Annotated in this window: 7 protein-coding genes; 4 read left to right on the top strand and 3 right to left on the bottom strand. The window is 67.4% G+C overall.

Translation table 11 applies throughout. The annotated features are described in order from the left end of the window. Both DEJ29_RS06815 and DEJ29_RS06810 read left to right on the top strand, forming a co-directional pair. On the top strand, positions 1 to 2,238 hold the full coding sequence (locus DEJ29_RS06815) for a 3'-5' exonuclease (protein WP_111095084.1): 2,238 nt from the start codon (positions 1 to 3) through the stop codon (positions 2,236 to 2,238). A 10-nt stretch (positions 2,239 to 2,248) separates the two neighbouring features. Next, a complete protein-coding gene (locus DEJ29_RS06810; protein ID WP_258375950.1) occupies positions 2,249 to 3,436 on the top strand; it encodes a PDDEXK-like family protein in 1,188 nt (395 codons plus the stop codon). On the opposite strand, the gene DEJ29_RS06805 is transcribed toward DEJ29_RS06810, so the two are convergent. From DEJ29_RS06805 to DEJ29_RS06795, 3 genes are read right to left on the bottom strand one after another with little or no spacing between them, the layout of a single operon-like run. After that, a complete protein-coding gene (locus tag DEJ29_RS06805; protein ID WP_111095085.1) occupies positions 3,437 to 4,891 on the bottom strand; it encodes an McrC family protein in 1,455 nt (484 codons plus the stop codon). Continuing rightward, positions 4,863 to 6,467, bottom strand: a complete 1,605-nt coding sequence (locus DEJ29_RS06800) for a hypothetical protein (RefSeq protein WP_111095086.1) — start codon at positions 6,465 to 6,467, stop codon at positions 4,863 to 4,865. The genes DEJ29_RS06805 and DEJ29_RS06800 overlap by 29 nt, the downstream gene beginning before the upstream one ends. After that, positions 6,457 to 8,985 carry a GmrSD restriction endonuclease domain-containing protein gene (locus DEJ29_RS06795; RefSeq protein ID WP_111095087.1) on the bottom strand — a complete coding sequence of 843 codons (2,529 nt, stop codon included), beginning with the start codon at positions 8,983 to 8,985 and terminating at the stop codon, positions 6,457 to 6,459. Before DEJ29_RS06795 ends, DEJ29_RS06800 begins: the two co-directional genes overlap by 11 nt. A gap of 270 nt (positions 8,986 to 9,255) precedes the next feature. Between DEJ29_RS06795 and DEJ29_RS06790 the strand changes: the two genes are divergently transcribed. Beyond that, positions 9,256 to 11,091, top strand: a complete 1,836-nt coding sequence (locus tag DEJ29_RS06790) for a nuclease-related domain-containing DEAD/DEAH box helicase (RefSeq protein ID WP_220037332.1) — start codon at positions 9,256 to 9,258, stop codon at positions 11,089 to 11,091. After that, positions 11,088 to 19,082 (top strand): anti-phage protein ProA, encoded by a 7,995-nt coding sequence (gene proA, locus DEJ29_RS06785; RefSeq protein ID WP_111095088.1) that lies wholly within the window; start codon positions 11,088 to 11,090, stop codon positions 19,080 to 19,082. Before DEJ29_RS06790 ends, proA begins: the two co-directional genes overlap by 4 nt. Positions 19,083 to 19,089: the final 7 nt, after the last annotated feature.

The following is a 19,089-nucleotide window of genomic DNA, read 5'->3' as shown; positions in this document are numbered from 1 at the left end:
ATGCCCTTGCTCGTCATGGCGAACATGCAGCAGAAGCTCGAAAAGGTCGTCCAGTTGAAGCTGTTCGCTTTCATGGCGAAACTGCAGACCGACGATGCCCTGCCCGGGCTGCACATCGAGCCGATGGTGAATGCAGCGGACCAGCGCGCTCGTACCGGTCGTGTCGATCAGGGCCTCAGGGCTGTGCTCTACAAGATCGAAGTGCCGTCTGGACCGACCACGTACGTGTGCGCAGGTGTCTACGAGCACGACGAAGCCATCAAGATCGCCAAGTCGCAGATCCTTCGGGTGAACCCGGTCAACGGGGTCACAGAACTGATCGCTGCGCCAACGCCCGTGACGCCGGCGCCGCAAGACGCGTGGAATGCGCCGAAGCTGCAAACGGCGTCGCCGCAGGTGTTCCTCGACCAGTTCGGGTACACGATCGACGACTTGACGACCTCACTCGGGTTCGAGGCCGAAACCGCGGAACGTCTCCTCGCGATCCGTGCCGAGGACGAGCTCCTGGCATTCGCCGAGTCGCTGCCCAACCAGTGGCAGCAGAACGCGGCGCTCGGCCTCGCGGTCGGGGACTCGATCGAGGGGATCAAGACGTCGCTCGGCCTCGGCGATCCGGAAGCAGACGCGGCCCGCCCGGGAACGGACGAGCGTCTCGACGAAGTGGCGCCCGGCGTCACTACGGATGAGGCCGAGGCCTCGAAGCTCTTCGTGTCGCTCACCCGCCCTGCATCGCAGATGCAGTTCACGTTCGTCGAGGACGACGAAGAACTGCGGCGTGTCATCGAAGGTGGTGATTTCGGAGCGTGGCGGGTCTTCCTGCACCCCGAACAACGCGCCTACTCGACGCGCGCGTACAAGGGGCCGTTCCGCCTCACAGGCGGCGCAGGCACCGGCAAGACCGTGGTCCTCCTCCACCGTGCCCGCGAACTCGCTCGGGACGACAAGGCACGGGTGGTGCTCACCACCTTCACTAGAACTCTGGCCGGGATGCTCGACCGTGACCTACGACGGCTCGATCCGCAGCTCCCGCGCGCAGCGCAGCTCGGCGAGACCGGTGTCCTCACCGCCGGAATCGACCAGCTCGCTCACTCGGTCAGGGACGCCGCGGAGCCAACTGGGTGGGAACGGGCGTCGATCGAGGCCATCGGTTGGGACGCCGAACGTTCGGCTTCCCTGGTCTCGAACGCCACCGGGTGGGACGAAGCCCTGTTCGATGCCAAGCCCGACCTGCCCGGTGAGCTGCTGTCGCCCGCCTTCATGGAGAGCGAGTACCTCCAGATCATCCTGCCCAATGGAGTGACGTCACGAGCGGACTACTTCGCTGCCCGACGTCCCGGCCGTGGGGTGGCGCTTGACCGGACGAAGCGCGCGCAGGTGTGGTCCGTCGTCGAGCAGTTCCGGCGCAACGCACGAGCCCATCGCCGGCTCTCGTGGGCGGAGCTCTCGTCCGTGGCGGCTGCGTACCTCAATGCGCACCCCGAGGAACGGCCTGCAGATCACGTCCTCGTCGATGAAGCCCAGGACCTGACCCCGAGCCACTGGGCAATGCTCCGCGCTCTGGTCGGGGAGCACGGCAACGACCTCTTCGTCGCCGAGGACTCGCACCAACGGATCTACGGGCAGCGCGTCGTGTTGTCGCGTCTCGGGATCAAGATCGTGGGGAGGTCGCGGCGCCTCACCCTCAACTACCGGACGACGCAGCAGAACCTGCGGTACGCACTCGGTGTCCTCGAAGGCGGCGAGTTCACGGACGGTGAGGGCGGGCCGCAAGACGAGCACGGATACCGGTCCGCGCGGCTCGGGCCCGAGGTGCAGGTCCGCGGACATCAGACGCCTGCGGCACAGTACGACGCCCTTGCGGCACAGCTCGGGGAATGGACAGCGAAGTCGGGCGACCCGGAGTCGATCGCCGTGCTCGTACGGACCAAGACCGCGACCGAGACGGTCGTCCAGCAGCTCACCACGCGCGATGTGCCCGCGACGGAGAAGTCCGCACGCGGCAAGGTACGGGTGATGACGATGCACAGCGCCAAGGGCCTCGAGTTCTCCCGGGTCGTCCTGTTCGACGTGTCGGAAGGTGTCGTCCCGAACAAGCTAGCCCTGCAGCATGCTGCCCCTGAGGAGGGGGCCGACGCCGAGCTCCGCGAGCGATCACTGCTGTACGTCGCGGCCAGCCGTGCGCGTGACGAGCTGATCGTCAGCTGGCAAGGAGCACCTTCTTCGCTCCTGGCGCGGTGACGAGTTCGCTGTGGCTCTGGACGAAGTTGCGCTGACGCGCTTGGTGACGGGGCTCGTGCCGACGATGTCGAGGAGCCTGGCCGAGCAGTTCAACGTGTTCCGGGTGATGCACCACGGAACCCACGAGAAGCAGTTGTCGAACGTGTTCGCATGGCTCCTGCGCGCGGAGGCGACGCACCACCTCGGAGACCTGTTCCAACGCATCCTGCTCCTCCGCGTCAACAAGGCGCGCCCCTCCGGCGACCAGCTGCCGCTCTCAGGTTTCCGCGTGCTGCAGGAGGTGGACACTACGATCTCTGCCGAGCCTGGCAAGGACATCGCCGACATCGTCCTGCTGGGTGACGACACGGCAGTCATGATCGAGAACTTCGAGACGTCGGACGGCCATGGGCACGACTACGAGAGCTACCGCACGTACGGCAGCGCGAACGAAAGACGGAGCGTCGTCGTGATGCTCTGCGCGCGCCGGGAACGTCAACGCTTGTCCATGGGTTGGGAGGACGCCGTCGTGGTCACCTACTCCGAGGTGCTCGACGATCTCCGCACCCACCTCGACACAGATCGCGGTTGGCGCGAGGAGAACCCCCGGCAGAACGTCTTCATCAACGAGCTCGTCGACCAATTCGTGGAAGGACCGCAGGCGATGACGGTGCACGATCAGTTGGAGTTCATCAAGACGATGTGTGAGACCGGCGAGTCCGCTCGCTACGGGCGGCGCAACCGGGAAGCAGTGGCGGCCGAGTTCGCCGCGCAGGTCGCTCAGCACGCGCAACGACAGTTCGAGGACAGCCGCAAGACGCTGGGCCTGATCAAGCAGTCGTTGCGTCGGTACGCGGAGCCAACGCTTCGCGTGCTGGTCAGCGAGGCAACCGGCGGCGTGGTCCAGTCCGTCTCGGCAAACTTCCAAGGGCGGTGGGAGTGGAGTACGACTCTCGTGACAGGGGACGGTGAGCCGAACATCTTCCTGGCGTTCGGCCCGACTGCCGCGACGGAAAACGAGCGAGCACCGGAGCCTGTGAGCGATCCCGACTACTCGAGGGTGTTCGTGGCGAGGCAAGCGGGAGCGCGAGCGGGGATCGACCGGATCGTACAGACCGAGGTGACGCTCGAAGAAGTCCTCGCGGGGCTCGCCGACGACGACCAACGCCTTTCCCGAGCCGTCATCACGCTGGTCCAGGATCGTCCGACCGATTACTGATCAGGAGAGTTCTACTTCCGGCTCGAAGAGCGACCACAGCCGGGTAGTGATGCGGTCGACTGGTTGGTCGAGGTCGAACGCATGCTGTCGCACGTCAGGCCCGTCGATGACTACGACCTGACGCGGTTCGGCATCCCCCGCCGCGTACACAAGGTGCCCCTCCGCCAACCCGAACCGCCTGCAGTAGGCCGCCATCTGGTACAAATCCGCGTTCGGGTACTGCCCGTGCTTCTCGACCTTGTACTTCACGTCGATGCACGCCCGCACCTCCCCGTCGACGAGCCACACGAGGTCCGGCGCGATCTTCACCGTCCCCTCTACGTCGAGCGTCGACTTGTACTGCGACACCAGCACTCCCCCGTACGGCCTGAAAGCCTCACGCAGGGCAGCCGACACGAAGTCCTCGAACACCGACCACATGTCCACCAGGAACCCCGACGCGACGACCGCCCCGGCGCGTTGCTCGACCGACGACCCTGACAACACGAGGGACGCCAGAGCTAACGCCGATGAGTACCGCGCGTTCCGTCGATCCGGCCGGACGACCGGCACCGGCGCCCCGACGGGGATCACCGACACCCCATCGAGCACCCGCAAGATCCGCCGCAGCGCCCCGAGCACGTCGGCAGGCACACCCGGCAGTCGCAACAACCGCGTCGCTGCGGACAGCAGCACCTGGTTCTCCGCGATGTCCTCGACGTAATCGTCGAACGACACCTCGACCGGCAGCGGCTGCCCGCCTCGACGCGTCAGCTGGTCTCCGATTCGCCACCGACCACGCACGAGCGGCAGCGCGTCCTCGCGCGTGACGTACCCGCGGAGCGGTCCTCCGGCCAACGTCCGCGAGGCCTGCCGCACGAATGCGTGCGCCAACGCTGGCACGAGGTCCTCGTCCTCTTCGAACTCGAAGTCGTCATCCGTCCAGATCGCGCTCACGGCACGCGCGTACCCGAGCATCGCGAACAGCCGCCGCACCGGCGTCTTCGGCTTCAGCCACACCGTGTGCTCGGCGATCCGCACGACGCCGACCTTCCGGACATCGCTCACGCGGTACTCGTCTTCTCCAAGAGTCGGCGCGACCGTCGCGATGCTGGCCGATGCGAGTCCGACGGCAACAGCGCGCGGCAGCCGGTGCACCACCGGCTGGTCTGCTTCCCGCAGCTCAATCGTCGAAGGAGGCACCTTCGGCCCCGTCCGCAGCCTCGCGCGTCGCCTGGTGACGCAGCGTTGCCAGGCGTAGCGTGCCTCTAGGTCGACGCCTTCGCCGTAGTGGTGCTCCGCCTGGAGCGGCAGGATCTCGTACCGCCACTCGTCCTGCAGACCGGTCCCGGGGAGATCGCGCATCAGGAACGACGGCCCGACCTTGGCATCGTGGTCCTGGATCTGCGCGTTGACTCGCGTCAGCAGGTCGACGCCGCTATGTGGATCAGCTTCGAACTGAGCGCAATCCTTCATCTGAAGCGGCGGCCTCGAGCAGGCTGACCGCCGGGATCTCCTCCGCAGGCAGGTTCATGAAACTGGCGATCAGCTCCCCGAAGCCTGCCGCGGATCGGCGCGCTGGACCCGTCTTCGCCCACGCGGGGAAGCGGAGGGTTACGTCCGCGTCCTTGGTGATGATCTCGACGACGGGTGGCCGCTCCGGAGCGTCCGAACGACGGACGTACCGGATGTTCGCGAGGCTCAACTCGGAGTCGATCGCACCAACCCGTCGCAACGAGTCCTGCTTGGTCAGGAGCAGACGTCGGTCGGTAACGGCAACCCATCCGTCGCTCAATCGGGGAAGGGTGATCCGGTCGAACGAGACGTCAGCAAGCGCGAGGACCTGCTCCCCGGGCTGGAGGCGGAAGGGGAGGATCCGAGTGAGCTCCTCCGGAACGTCGCCCTCGAAGACCAGCAAGGACGGAAGCTGAAGGGGCTCTCGGTCGCGGGCCGCCTCGAGGCCTCGGATGTGCCCGAGGGCGTCCTGGAGCTCGCGCACCATGAGGTGCGACTCCTTCGCCGCTCGTGCGGTGCCCCCGATCTTGAACGTCCGCTTGCCCGGCAGTTCGGCGATGATCGCGAACTCTCGAGCGAGTTGGTCCAGCAGTTCGTCTGTCTGGGCAAGCGACTGCTCGTGCAGGTCGCGGGCGTCGGTCACCAATCCATCGAGCAGCTTGGCGTCTGCGTCGTTCGTCTTCGCACTCCGCAACAGGTGGCCGGCGCGGAGGGATTGGTAGACGAACCAGGATGTCTGCGAAAGCAGCAGCGCCTGGACATCGGCGATGATCGCCTGTCCGTTGTCGGCGAGGTACTGCTGGCGGTCCTTATGCCCGATCTTCTTCTCGAGCTCGTCGGCATATCGCTTCACTGCATGCTTGTTCGCATCCCACTGCGAAGTGAGTTCACCCTGGTAGCCGCGCACCTCAGCGAAGACCGCGTCGGTTACTTCCCCGATCCGTCGGGCGTGCCGCAGCTCGCGGATGAGAGTCTCGTAGTGGCCGGTCACCGCGGACCACTGGCCCTGGCGCACGACCTGCAGCACCTTCGAGGTCAGTTCCAGATTGTGCTGAGCAACGGCAGCGATCTGGTTCAGCTGGAACTGGATGACCATCAACGTGATCGCGGGCCCCATCGAGGCGAGGACCGAGGCAGTCGTCGCCGCAGTGGCGGGGAGCCAGCGGACTGACGCTGTGAACGAACCGCCGCCGCTCGCGAGGGTCCCGAGGTTCCAGCCGTCCTTGACTATCGGAGTCGCTGTCTTGAGCGCTTCGAGAGTCTGCGGTGCAAGTCGCACGAGTCCCTGGGCCTGCATCGCTGCGGTGACGCCCTGCGCGCCGACGCTTCCGAGGCCGACGGCGTTTCCGACGGCCGTCGAGACCGCGCGCAGCGTTGGCTCGTCGATGAACGAGAAGGGAACGACCTCGAGTCCATCCGGGACATCGGTGCCGAAGAAGATGGCGAGACCGTCCTCGAACTCGACCAGCGCCGACGAGGGTGCCTCGTCGTTCTGTGGCTCATCCTCGTGCACTTGGTCGTGGAGCTCATCGCTCATCGGTGTCTCCTTCAGCGTTCTGTGTGTTGGGGTTGAGCTGGTCGACAAACCACCGCAGCGCATCAATGACCTGCTCGCGGGCAGCGGTCGCGTTGAGCACGTCGATCGGGAACGACGGCCTCTTGTCGATCCTGCTGGCTGCGAGGTCGATCCCTGGCACGGCGTTGAGCCGGCTACGGAACTCCTGTCGCAGTGAGAGGTCATCGAACGGCGGGCGGACTCGTAGGTGCTGGAACACCACCTCGATGCTCCCGGAGATCGGGTAGATCGCGAAGGGCCAGTGCGACGGCCCCTCTTCGGAACGACGCGGTGCCGTCATGAACGCGCTGCTCTCCCGGTTCGACCCGAACTCGACAGTCCCGCCGAGTTCCTTCCACGCGACGAAGAGCTCGGAGACCGCGTGGAACGTCGTCGGAGGGTTCGCGCTGGAGAGCTGTCCCATGAAGGTGCCGTCTGACTCCGCATCCGTCCCGTTGCGTCCATCGGCGACGAGGCCGACGCGCTCGGCGAGCGCCGCGGTCGAGAGACGGGCCGCCTCGTCAGCAGCGCCGTTCGTCCAGAATCGCAGGCCCTCTTCTTCGAGCACGTCACGTGGGTCTCGATCATCTGACGGATCCGGCCAACGGAACCCCGGTGAGATCGTCCCACCACCCTGAAGGACTCGGTGTGCACCCGCGACCTTGGTGGTGCTCAAATGGTTGCCGAGCGGAACCGGGTGCGTGCCGATGAGCGCCGCGACGTCACCGTACGACGACCAGTGGCCGGCGGGGATGGCCATGATCGCCTGGTGCACGAGCGACCAGTCGCGCCCGGTGTCGGATGACTGCATCCGTTCGTTCGGGCCGGCCCACTGTTCGACGATCCGTTCGGCGAACCATTCACCACGAGCAAGGATCTCTGCGCGTCCCCACGTCGAAGCTTCGAGGACAAGCCGATTCAGACCGCTGAAGCTGCTCTTCCGGAAATCTTCCTGCTTCGAGGGGAAGGGCCGGTTGCTGAGCTCGGAGTTGTAGCCGGTGAGGGTCAGGTTTCCGAGCGAGTGCACGAGCTGCTCGTGCACCAGGTCCACGGTCTCGTCGTCGGCGAGGTCGACATCGAGTGCTGCACGCCATTCCGGGGTCAGCGTCTGCGGCAAGATGTGCTCGATCGTCGACTTCTCGACGTCGACGGGTTCCTTCGCGTTGAGTTCCTCCTGCACCCACTTCAGGATCAGCTTCTGCTGGGTCCGCAGACCACGCAGGTAGAACGGCTGGGTGCGGACCGCGTCGCGGATCTGGTCGTCGGTCGAGAAGTACTTTCGCCCGGTCGAGAAGTAGTCGACGAGAACCCGGTCGACCGGTCGATCATCAAGGACGCCGCACGCCTGCAGGATGGTGCGGTTGAGGCCCTGGCCCGAGCGCCCACCGATGGTCCGGCGAACGATGTAGGACTCGACCGCTGCGAGCGCGCCCGCGACCTGCTCCGTGCTGCTGGCGCCGGCGGCGCGCCGTGCGAGGAGCCGAAGGGTGAGCGGCACGGTGGTCGTCGATCCCCACTCCGCCAGGTGCTGCAGGTGCTTGCGAACACCGGCGTCAGGCTCGCGGGAAGGCTCCCGGATCACCTCGAGCTGCTCGGACAAACGGCTGAAGCGTTCGATCTCTGCGAGGATCTGCTCGTCGTCCATCTTGGCAAGCCGCGCCTGCTGGTAGCTGTAGATGTCGCCCTGCTTGAGCAGCGGTTCGTCTGCGACGGCGTCGAGCCAGAAGATCAGCTCGAGGTCGTTGACGCTGAGCCGGCGCTGCATCGGGAGCCACCACGACGTGTACACCGACTCCCCACGGGACCCGAGTCGCATGAACAGGTAGTTGCGGACGAGGTCACCCTGCGTCAGTCGGAGGCCCGTGTTGTTGAGCGACTCGAAGATCCGGTAGACGTTGTCTTCGTCGCGAGCAGTGATGGACACGAAGCTCAGACCGCCGAGGACGGCCTCGCGGATCCGTTCGATGTCGTGGGGATCATCCGGGTCGTCGGCGAGCTCGAGCTCGCGACGGAAGAACGAGTAGGCGTCGCCCACCCCGGACGTGGAGTCGGCACCGACTGCGCCGTCGACGACGGCTCGGAAAGAGTCGCGATCCGCCTGCGTGGGCAAGAGCTTGAGTCGGGCGTCGCCGGGCTTGAAGCGGTCCGCGATGTACTGCTCGTGGATGCTCTCGGCAAGCATCGGTTGGTCGGTCTGGTGCATCCGCTGGTAGTCCCGGAGCGCGCACAGCAGGATCGACAACGTCGTCAGTCGCTGCTGGCCATCAACGACGAGGAACTCCATGCCGGTCGGCACGATTGCTCCGGTCGAGAGCACGAGTGAGCCCATGAAATGCGTCGCGCTCGGGTTCGTCCGGCGGGTCTCGGCGAGTTCGAGGATGTCGCTCCACAGGCGCTTCCGCTGACGCACCTCCCACGCGTAGGGCCGCTGGTAGAGCGGCACCAGGTACTGCTTGGGTCCGCCGAGCAGTTCCTGCAGGGTGGTTTCACGTACGTCCATGTGTCGTCCTCCGTCATCGAGATCCTAGGGACAGAACCGAGTCCTTCTCGACACTGGCGGCCGCTGTCCATGCTTCGTCTCGGCACTTCGGCGGGAACCCGCAAGCGATCGTTTACTGATGTGTAACGTATCGATTGGAAAGCCGTCGCGCCGAAGCACCCCAGAACAGGTGCTCCCGGAGCGGCGTCGCATCCACGAGGATGAATCAGCACCGCACGCTCCGGGGACGGCGAACGGTCGAGACGAACAGATCCTCCGAGGGGCAACACCATGACGATGGCCGGAGAATCCGCAGGGGTCGAGGCACACCGCCAGCGCAGCCATGCACGCGAACTCCGCCGCCAGGCGGACGACGCCGAGCAACGCGCTGCCCGCTTCGAGATCGCCCACCGCACCGAGAGCGAGACCGCGCGGATCCTCGCCCCCCTCGCCGGCATCGGCTACCACCTGCTCGCGGACCGCAGCTGGCCAGGCAGCCGCACAGCGCAGGTCGACATGGTCGTCGTCGGCCGCGCCGGCGTCTTCATCGTCGACACGAAGGCCTGGCGCGAGGTCGCGGTCCACGGCGACCGGATCACCCGCGGCCAAGAGGACGTCACCGACGACATCGCCCGACTCGCCGATCTCGCGTACAGCACCGAGGCAGCACTGGCGGACACGGGCCTGGCGCCCGGCGAGGTGCATGCGGTCGCCGCACTCGCAGGCCAGAAGCGCATGCACGCTCGCGTCGCCTCGGTCGATGTCATCGGGGCACACGACCTCGTCGGCCACATCACGAAGCGTGGAGCCCGATTGTCCGCGTCCCGCGTCGACGAGGTCCTCGCCGCGATGCTGCACCACTTCCCCGTGATCGGCGACGGCGGAGCAACACCGCCACAGGTCGTCGTCCCGGCACCGGTACTCCCCCGCGAACCCGACGTACTCGTCCCGACGGTCGACACCGCGGACGACGAGCTGACCGACCAGCTCCTCGACGGCGTGCTCGAAGCGCCGATCGAGGACTGGATGGCGTTCCTCGACCCGGCACAGGCCAAGCTCGTCCGCCGCAGCTTCAACGGCCCGGCACGCATCCGCGGCGCTGCCGGCACCGGCAAGACCGTCGTCGGCCTGCACCGGGCCGCGTACCTCGCACGCGCGACCGGCGGTCGCGTGCTGTTCACGACGTACATCAGCACCCTGCCGAAGGTCCTCGAGTCCCTCCTCGAACGCCTCGCGCCCGACATGGTCGGTCGCGTCGACTTCATGGGCGTCCACGCGTTCGCCACGCGCCTGCTGAAGGAACGCGGCATCGCGTTCCGCACTCCTGGACGGGAGGCCCAACGCGACGCGGTCCGCGCGGTGCCGCTCGAGCGGTACGACGCGGTCATCGTGGACGAGGCGCAGGACCTGTCCTGCGCGATGGTCTCGCTGGTGCACCAGCTCGTGGGTGACCGGACCGACGGCCTGACGCTCATCGGCGACGGCCAGCAGACGATCTACCCCGGCGGGTACACGCTCGGCGAGGTCGGCATCAGCCTGTCCGGACGCGGTGTCGTGCTCGACGTGAACCACCGGAACACCGCCGAGATCCTCGAGTTCGCGAAGGAGATGGTGGCGGACGACCAGTTCGTGGACATCGAGGGTGTCGACGGAGTCGGTGACGCGGTGTCCGACGTCTCCCGCTCCGGTGCCGCCCCGACGACGACGCAGTTCGCGAGTCGTGCGGACCACGACCGGGCGATGCTCGACCGGTTGACCGAGGTCCTCCGGCTGGTCGGGACCGGTCACGGTGACGTCGGCATCCTCACGGCGACGAACCGGCAGGCGAACGATGTAATGGAGGCGCTCGGGCGAGCTGGCGTCGCGACCGTCTCACTGCAGCAGTACGCGGGGCGGAGCTCCGACGGGGTTCGAGTGGGGACCGTCAAACGTGCGAAGGGTTTGGAGTTCAAGCAGGTGCTCCTCGCGCACGTCGACCCCCGGCTGCTCGATGCCGCGGGCGAAGGATGGTCCGACGCAGCCCGTGAACGTCACGAGCGCGGAAAACGAGAGCTGTACGTCGGTATGACACGAGCACGGGACGGGCTCTGGGTAGGAGTCCGCGCCCGGGAAGGAAACAACCGGTGACCAACAAGGGCTTCGCAGTGGTCGACCTCGAGACGACGGGGCTGTCTCCCAAGACAGGCCACCGAGTGATCGAGATCGCCGTCGTCCTCGTCGACGAACACGGGCGGATCGAGCGCGAGTTCGAGACAGTCGTCAACCCGAACCGAGACCTCGGGCCCACGCGCATCCACCGTCTCCGCGGAGCGGACGTCATCGGTGCGCCGACGTTCGGGGACATCGTCGGCGACCTGACCGACCTCCTTCAGGGACGGACGCTCGTCGCCCACAACGTGCGCTTCGAGGTCTCCTTCCTGCAGGCGGAGTTCGCTCGCGCCGGCGCGCCGTTCCCGTGCACGACGGACAACTCGGTGTGCACGATGCGGCTCGCGAGCACCTTCCTGCCCGGCGCCGCGCGGAACCTCGCCGACTGCTGCTCCGCGTTCGACATCGACCTGGTCGACGCGCACGAAGCACTCGCGGATGCCCGCGCGACCGCTCGGCTCCTCGGCGCCTACATGCAGGACCCCGCGGAGGACCGGCGGCGCTGGGACGAACGTCTCGAGACCGGCGTCACACTCACGTGGGGACACCCCCGAGCGAGTGGACCGGAGTGGCTGCCCCGACGCCGCACCTCGGCCGCCCCAGCCACGAGCGCGATGGACCGCGCGGTCGAACTCCTGCCGGCGAGCACCGACCACATCGAGCGGGAGTACCTCGCACTCGTCGACCGCGCCGTCGCGGACGGGTTCCTCAGCATCGACGAATCAGTCGCGCTCGACGATCTCGCCGAGCACCTCGCGATGCCGGCGGATCAGCGTGCCCAACTCCACCAGGAGTACGTGCACACGCTCGCCCGCGCCGCCCTGTGCGACGGCGTGCTCGATCCCTCCGAACGGGCGCAAGTCGACCTCGTGGCCGAACTGCTGCGCGTCCCGTCCGACGTCGTGCGGGCGGCGCTCGCACGGTCCGCCGGGAGCCCGATGCCGTTCGGCACACCGGCTGCTGAGCCGCGGCCACAGCTCGACGCAGCGACGATCGTCGTGCTGACGGGCGAGATGCGTCGCCCCCGAGCGGAAATCGAAGACGAGCTGCGCGCGCTCGGTGTCACCGTGGGCGCCGCGGTGACGAAGAAGACGACCCTCCTCGTCGCGGCAGACCTGGACAGCCTGAGCGGCAAGGCGAAGAAGGCGCGGCAGTACGGTGTCCCGATGGTCGACGAGGCGACGCTCGATTCAGCGCTCATTTCAGCCCGTGCCAGTGATGACGGCGGCTCGTGGCAAGGTGAGTCGGTGTCGGCGGGGGTTCCCGTACAACCGTCGGCTGCTCCGGAAGCGCCGTTCACCGAACCGCGCTCACGACCTGCACGAGAGGACGCTGCGATGATGAACGGCCCCGAGGACGTCGAGTACGTCGGAGCAGCGCTACGAGTCGCGGTCGCCGGCCTGGAGCCGTTCGTCAGTGACGTCCTGCAGCCCCGCATCTCGTCCGGAGCGCGGTGGCCCCAACTCATCCAGCTGCTCGACCAGCAGAAGCACGGCCGGTCGAACACCCAGTACGACGAACACGACCTGCAGGTGGTCCTCCGTGCCCTGACAGAGAAGTTGCCGCAGCTCGGATTCCCCTTCGACCTCGACCACAACGGGCGACGACTCGCCGGCGAGCTGCGCGATGTCCGGAACCGATGGGCACACAACGCCGTCTTCGACGAAGCAGACACCTACCGGGCCCTCGACACGACAGTCCGCCTCCTCGAGGCCGTGGGTGCCGAGGAGCAAGCTGCGGAGGCGACCGAGCTCCGGCGGGCGTTCCAGTCGTCAATGGCAGAGCGGACCGCGACGCGCGCGACCACGGCGCCCGTGGAGGCGACGCACGCAGCCTCGGCAACCTATTCTGCCTCGGCTGCATCGGCATCGGGCGCGGCAGGGGCCGCGACGAGGTCCACGAAACTCGCGATCGAGTGCGCACCGCTCATCAGCTACGCGATGGCGCACAACCGGATCGCGGTGGTGAACGCTGTCCGCATCCGTCACGACGGCGCGAACGTCCGAGACGCGCGGCTCACCATCGAGGTCTCCTCTGCCGGGCTCTCGCTCGGCGAGCCGAGGGAGCACTTCTTCGACCTCGCGCCCCAGTCCGAGATCGAGAAGCACGACCTCGGGTTCCGGCTCGACCCGGCCGTCACCGCGACGGTCGAGGCCGCTCGTCCTGCCGTCGTCACGGCCACGCTTCGCGACGGCGACGAGCTTCTCGCCACGGCCGCCGCTGAGGTTCACCTCGTTGCCGCCCACCAGTGGGTCGACGGCGGCACCCAGCTGTCGGAGGAGATGCTCGCGGCACACGTGCAGCCGAATCATCCGGCGCTGACCTCGCTGCTCGACGAGGCGTCGACGATCTTGGCGGCCGAGACGGGGCGAGCGAGCCTGAGCGGCTACCAGGAGGGGCCGGAGCGCGTCGATGAGACGGTCGCTGCGATCGTGCGGGCGATGCGGGACCGACAGGTCCGCTACAGCATGCCGCCCGCGAGCTGGGCCGGCGCGGGTCAGCAGGTGAGGACCCCGGCAGAAGTGCTCGAAGGCCGGTTCGGCACCTGCCTCGACACGACGGTGGTGTTGGCTGCTGCGCTGGAGTGGGCGGGGATCCGCCCGCTGCTAGTCGTCATGCGCCGGCACGCCTTCCTCGCCTACACGCGCTTCGACACACCGATGCCGTCACTCGTCTCCCCCGGGGTCACGCTGAAGAACCTGGTCGACATCGGTGCCGTGACGCCGATCGAGACCACGATGCTCACCACGGACGGCTTGGCGGCTTCGCTCGCCGACGTGATCGCCGCCGGGGCACGTCACCTGTCGGAGGAGCTCCACGACATCCAGGGTGTCGTCGACGTCTTCCTCGCACGCCGGAGCGAGATCCTCCCGTTGCCGGCGAGGACCGTCACCGAGGACGGAGAGGTGCGAGTCGTTGAGTACCAGGTCGAGCACGCGCGTCTCGCTGAGTACGTTCCAGCGAACTCCGGTGCAGCGACCGAGTCCGCAGAGGACTCCACGCCCCCTCGCGTGAAGCAGTGGAAGAACAACCTGCTCGACCTGAGCCTGCGGAACCGCCTGATCAACTTCACGGACCGGGCCCGCTTTGAGCTGCACCTGGCGTCGAATGGACTCGCCGAGTTCGAGGACTACCTGAACTCCGGCAAGCCCTTCACGATCCGGGCCTCGAACGACCTCCCCGAGGTGCTCCTGCAACGCGGAGTGCGGTCAGCGGCGTCCCTCCCCGATGATGACAAGACCGAGCTGTTCCGAGGCAATAAGACGGTCTACGGGGACGTCTCCGTCGACCGCTACTCACGCCACTTCCAGACGCTCGCGCACAAGGCGAAGACCGTCGTCGAGGAGACCGGATCCAACAACCTGTACATCGCACTCGGGTCGATGGTCTGGACGGTCAAGAGCAAGCAGGTCCGTTCCCCGCTCATCCTCGTGCCCGTCACGCTGAAAGCCCGGACGCGCGGCGGCGCGTATGAAGTCGTCCTCGACGAATCCGGCATGTCCACTCCGAACTACTGCCTCCTCGAGAAGATCTGGGCCGAGCACCGCATCCGGATCCCTGCGCTCGCCGACCCGAAGTCCGACGCGTCGGGCATCGACGTGGAGCAGGTCCTGGCGGGCACGCGAGCGGCGATCCTCCGTGCCGGCATCGACGCCGTCGTCGAACCCACGGTCGACCTCGCCATCCTGCAGTTCGCGAAGTTCCGCCTCTGGAAGGACCTCGACGAGAACTGGGCGGCACTGTCGACCAATCCGCTCGTGCAGCACCTGATCGAGTCACCGACCGAGCGCTTCGTCGGCGACCAGGTCGACCTCGAACACGCCTCGGCCGGGACGGACGAGCTCGACGAGCTGTTGTCCGACCTCCCCGTGCCGGCTGACTCTTCGCAACTCGAGGCGGTCGCTGCTGCGATGGCCGGCCGCACGTTCGTGCTCGAGGGCCCGCCTGGAACGGGGAAGTCGCAGACCATCACGAACCTGCTTGCGAAGTCGATCGCCGACGGCAGGCGCGTGCTGTTCGTTGCAGAGAAGCGCGCCGCCCTCCAGGTCGTTCAACGACGACTCGACGCGGTCGGACTCGCGCCCTTCACCCTCGACCTGCACGACAAGGGAGCGAAGCCCGCTGAGGTTCGCGCTCGTCTCCGAGAGGCTCTCGCGCAACGGCCGCGGGTCGACCAGGAAGCAGTGGTCCGCACCGGCGACGCAGTCTCGCAGAACCGCCGCGGCCTCAGCCGGTACGCCCGGAGGCTGCACGAGACGAACGAATCTGGTCGCTCGTTCTACATGGCACGCAACTCGGAGCTCGCGACCGCAGACATCACGCGGACACTCGAGATCCCGGTCGACGTCGCGGCACGCATCACCGAGTCGGACATCAACTCGATCCGTCGAGCGCTCAGAGAAGCGCCGGACGTCGCACTGCGGGCGCGCCCGGTCGCCGACCACCCATGGGCCTTCGCCTCGGCCGGTACTGATCCCGAAGTCCTGCGTGCCCGCGCCGTTGCGTTCGATCGTGCGGTCGACATGGTCCCGGCGCGCGACGACCCGACGCTCGGCTCCTACGCCGAAGCCCTGACCAACGCTACGAGGCCAGAGCACTTCCGAGCCCTCGCCTCGATCGTCGAGGCACCGCCGGTCACCGCGGCCGTCCTCACCGAAGCCGGGACGCAGCGGTGGCGTGATGCGACAGCCGCCGTTCAGGACCAGGTCCACTCGTTCTCGCAGCGCTACGCCGACGTGCTCGCAGTGATCCGCCCGGAGTCGCTTCGAGCGGATCTCGCTGCGATCGCCAGGGAGGCCGCCACCGCCGCGACGTCGAGCATCTTCGGTCGCAAGAAACGCCTTCAGAGCGTTGCCGACGAACTCGCGCCGCACGGGGTTCCGGGTGTGGTCGTCGACCCGGACCGGCTCGTGGCGCTGACGGCGCGCGCGGCGGACATGCAGCAGGCTGCTCGGGACCTCGCGAGCAGCATCGCTGTGATCCCGGGCCTCGTCATCCGCGCGGGATGGAGTCCGCTCGACCAGGACGCCCCTGCGTCGCTCGCGACCGAGGTCCGGTGGTTGAGCTGGTTGGCCGATGTGACCGGCGGTACGAGCGAGGATGCGAAGGACCGACAGTTCCGTCGATCGTTGTTCGCCTACACGACCCGTTCCGGTGCTCCGCAGCCCGAGCTCCGCGACCAGGTCGTCGCATTCTCGTCCGCTCTCGAAGTGCTCGCCTCGAGCGCGGCGTGGCTCCGCTGGCTCGGCGAAGAGCTGCCGACCAACCGCTGGAACGCGACCCGCGACGGGCGTTCGGGAGCATCTCGTGAGGGGTGCACTCCCGAGGCCTGGGCGGACTGGCTGTCGGTCCTCGAGCCGCTCCGCGTCGCGGGACTGCTCGACGCGTACGAGGTCCTGCTGACCGGCGCCCAGGGATCCGAGGACGCGCTCGAGGCCTTCGACCGGGGGCTCGCGACCGCGATGCGACTCGAACGGGCACGCGCCACGGGGCTCGACCAGTTCGACCCTGCCGCCCACGAACACAAGATCGGACGGTACGTCGACGCCGCTCGTGACCTGCGGGAGCACCTCCCGCGTGTCATTCCCGAGAAGGTCGTCACCCGGCGGACGTTCAACGAGACCACCGCGTCCGGCGGCGCCGGGCAGTTCCTCGCCGAGGTGCGCTCGTCGAAGGTGCGCAAGCTCATGCCAGTCCGCGAGCTCATGTCGCGATACGGCCAGTACGTGACCGAACTGACCCCTTGCGTCCTGGTGAGCCCCGACTCAGTCGCACGGTTCTTCGAAGCAACACCGGGCCTGTTCGACCTCGTCGTCTTCGACGAAGCCTCGCAGGTGCGAGTGGCGGACGCGATCGGTGCCATGGGGCGGGCGAAGGCGGTGGTCGTGGTCGGTGACTCGAAGCAGATGCCACCGACCTCGTTTGCGGAGACCTCGATCGACGACTCGGACGACGACGAGAACGGCGCCGCCGAACAGGTGGCGGTCGACGAGGAGTCGATTCTCGCCCAGTGTGTGCAGGCCCGCGTGGACCGTTTCCAGTTGACCTGGCACTACCGCAGCCAGGACGAGTCGCTCATCGCGTTCAGCAACCGGTACTACTACGACGACCAGCTCACGTCCTTCCCCGCACCTGCTCTCGGTGAGGCATCCGCAGGCGTCGACGGTCACGGGGTGTCCCTCCGACGCGTCGACGGCCAGTTCATGCGCGCAGGGCAGGAGGGTACGACCCGGCAGAACCTCCGGACGAACCCGGTCGAGGCCCGCGCGATCGTCGCGGAGATCCAGCGGCGGTTCGCGGCTTCGTCCGACCTCGTCCCGTCGCTCGGTGTCGTGACCTTCAACGCGCAGCAGCGGTCCCTGGTGGAGGAACTCCTGCGTGCGCTCGAAGACCCACGCATCAACGAGGCGCTCGATTCGGCCGTGGACGGCTTGTTCGTGAAGAACCTCGAGAACGTGCAGGGCGACGAGCGCGACACGATTCTGTTCTCCACCGCCTTCAGCAAGAATTCGCGGGGCATCCTCCCGCTCAACTTCGGGCCGCTCACGAGCCCTGGCGGTGAGCGGAGACTGAACGTGGCGGTGACCCGTGCACGACGGCAGGTGGTGCTGTTCTCGAGTTTCGACCCGCAGGACCTCCGCGCTGACGAGACGACCTCATTGGGCATCAAGCACCTGCGCGCGTACCTCGAGCTCGCACAGCGCGGTGCCCGAGCGGCCCTCGGCGCACGGGACGACGCCATCTTGACGGATCGGCATCGCGACGAGATCGCCTCGGAGCTGGCTGCGCGCGGGCTCGCCGTCCAGACGGACGTGGGTCTGTCCGACTTCAAGGTCGACATCGCGGTGGCCCACGCGTCGAACCCGACGGAGCCGCTGCTCGCGGTGTTGCTCGACACCCCCGCCTGGGCAGCACGCGCTACGGTCGCTGACCGGGACGCACTCCCCCTGGAGGTCCTCGAGAACCTGATGCACTGGCCGAGCGTCCGACGGGTGTGGATGCCGCAGTGGCTGGCGGACCACGACGTCGTGGTCGACTCGATCGTCGACTCGCTCCAGAAGGCGCATGAGGAGCGAGTCGTTGCCGCTGAGGCGACAGCCGCCGTTTCGACGGCGATCGACGAGGCGCTCGAGGAGCTGCGAGGGGAGCTGGCGTTCTCAGGAGGTCCGGACGGGTCCACTGTTGACCACTCGCTTCCGGTGTCCCCGATCGACTTCGCAGCCCGGGCAGACCTCGTCGAACCAACTCCCGAGCCCTCGGATGACCCAGTCGACGTCCGCCTCGACGCTCGCGCTGGGGGCGGCGGCCCCGATGGGCCAGGCACGTCGCGCTCGCACGTCGCCCCTGCCACGCAGGTCGAGCAAAACGACCTCGCTCGTGAAGTGGTCGCGACCGGAGAGGTCGAACGGTTCCGTCCGTGGTCGCAGGCTGATCTGCACGGGGATGTCTCCGTCCTCGACGCGATCGATCTTCCGCAGAACGCTGCTCGTGTCCAGGCGCTGTTGGTCGAGGTGGTCCAGGCGGAGGGGCCGATCGCCGAGGAGCGTTTGGTGCGCCTGGTCGCGAACTCGTTCGGGCTGGATCGCGTGCACGCTGCTCGGGCGCTGGCGATCTCGGCGCTCGTGCCACCCATGCTGCGCTGGAGTGCGTTGGAGCGCTTCGTCTGGCCGATCGGCGTCGACCCCGAAGGCTGGTCGGGCTTCCGGGCATCCACTCCTCAGGACTCCCGGCCGGTCGAGGTCGTCGCGCTCCGGGAGATCGGCAATGCGATGGTCCACCTGGTCCGTCACGGCGGACCTCGGTCCGAGACGTCACTCTTGCGCGAGACGCTCGCGCTCTTCGGTGGAACGAGGATGACGCAGAACGTCAGCGACCGTATGACGATGGCGTTGATGGTAGCGCTGACCTCTCAGCGGGTCGCTCGGACTGCTCAAGGCGATGTTGACCTGGGCCGGATGGCTGATCGATGAGGAGAAA

This window comes from Curtobacterium sp. MCPF17_021, assembly GCF_003234605.2.
In the GTDB taxonomy this organism is placed as follows: domain Bacteria; phylum Actinomycetota; class Actinomycetes; order Actinomycetales; family Microbacteriaceae; genus Curtobacterium; species Curtobacterium flaccumfaciens.
Note: the sequence above shows the minus strand (reverse complement) of the source record. Positions and strands in the feature narration are given on the sequence as shown.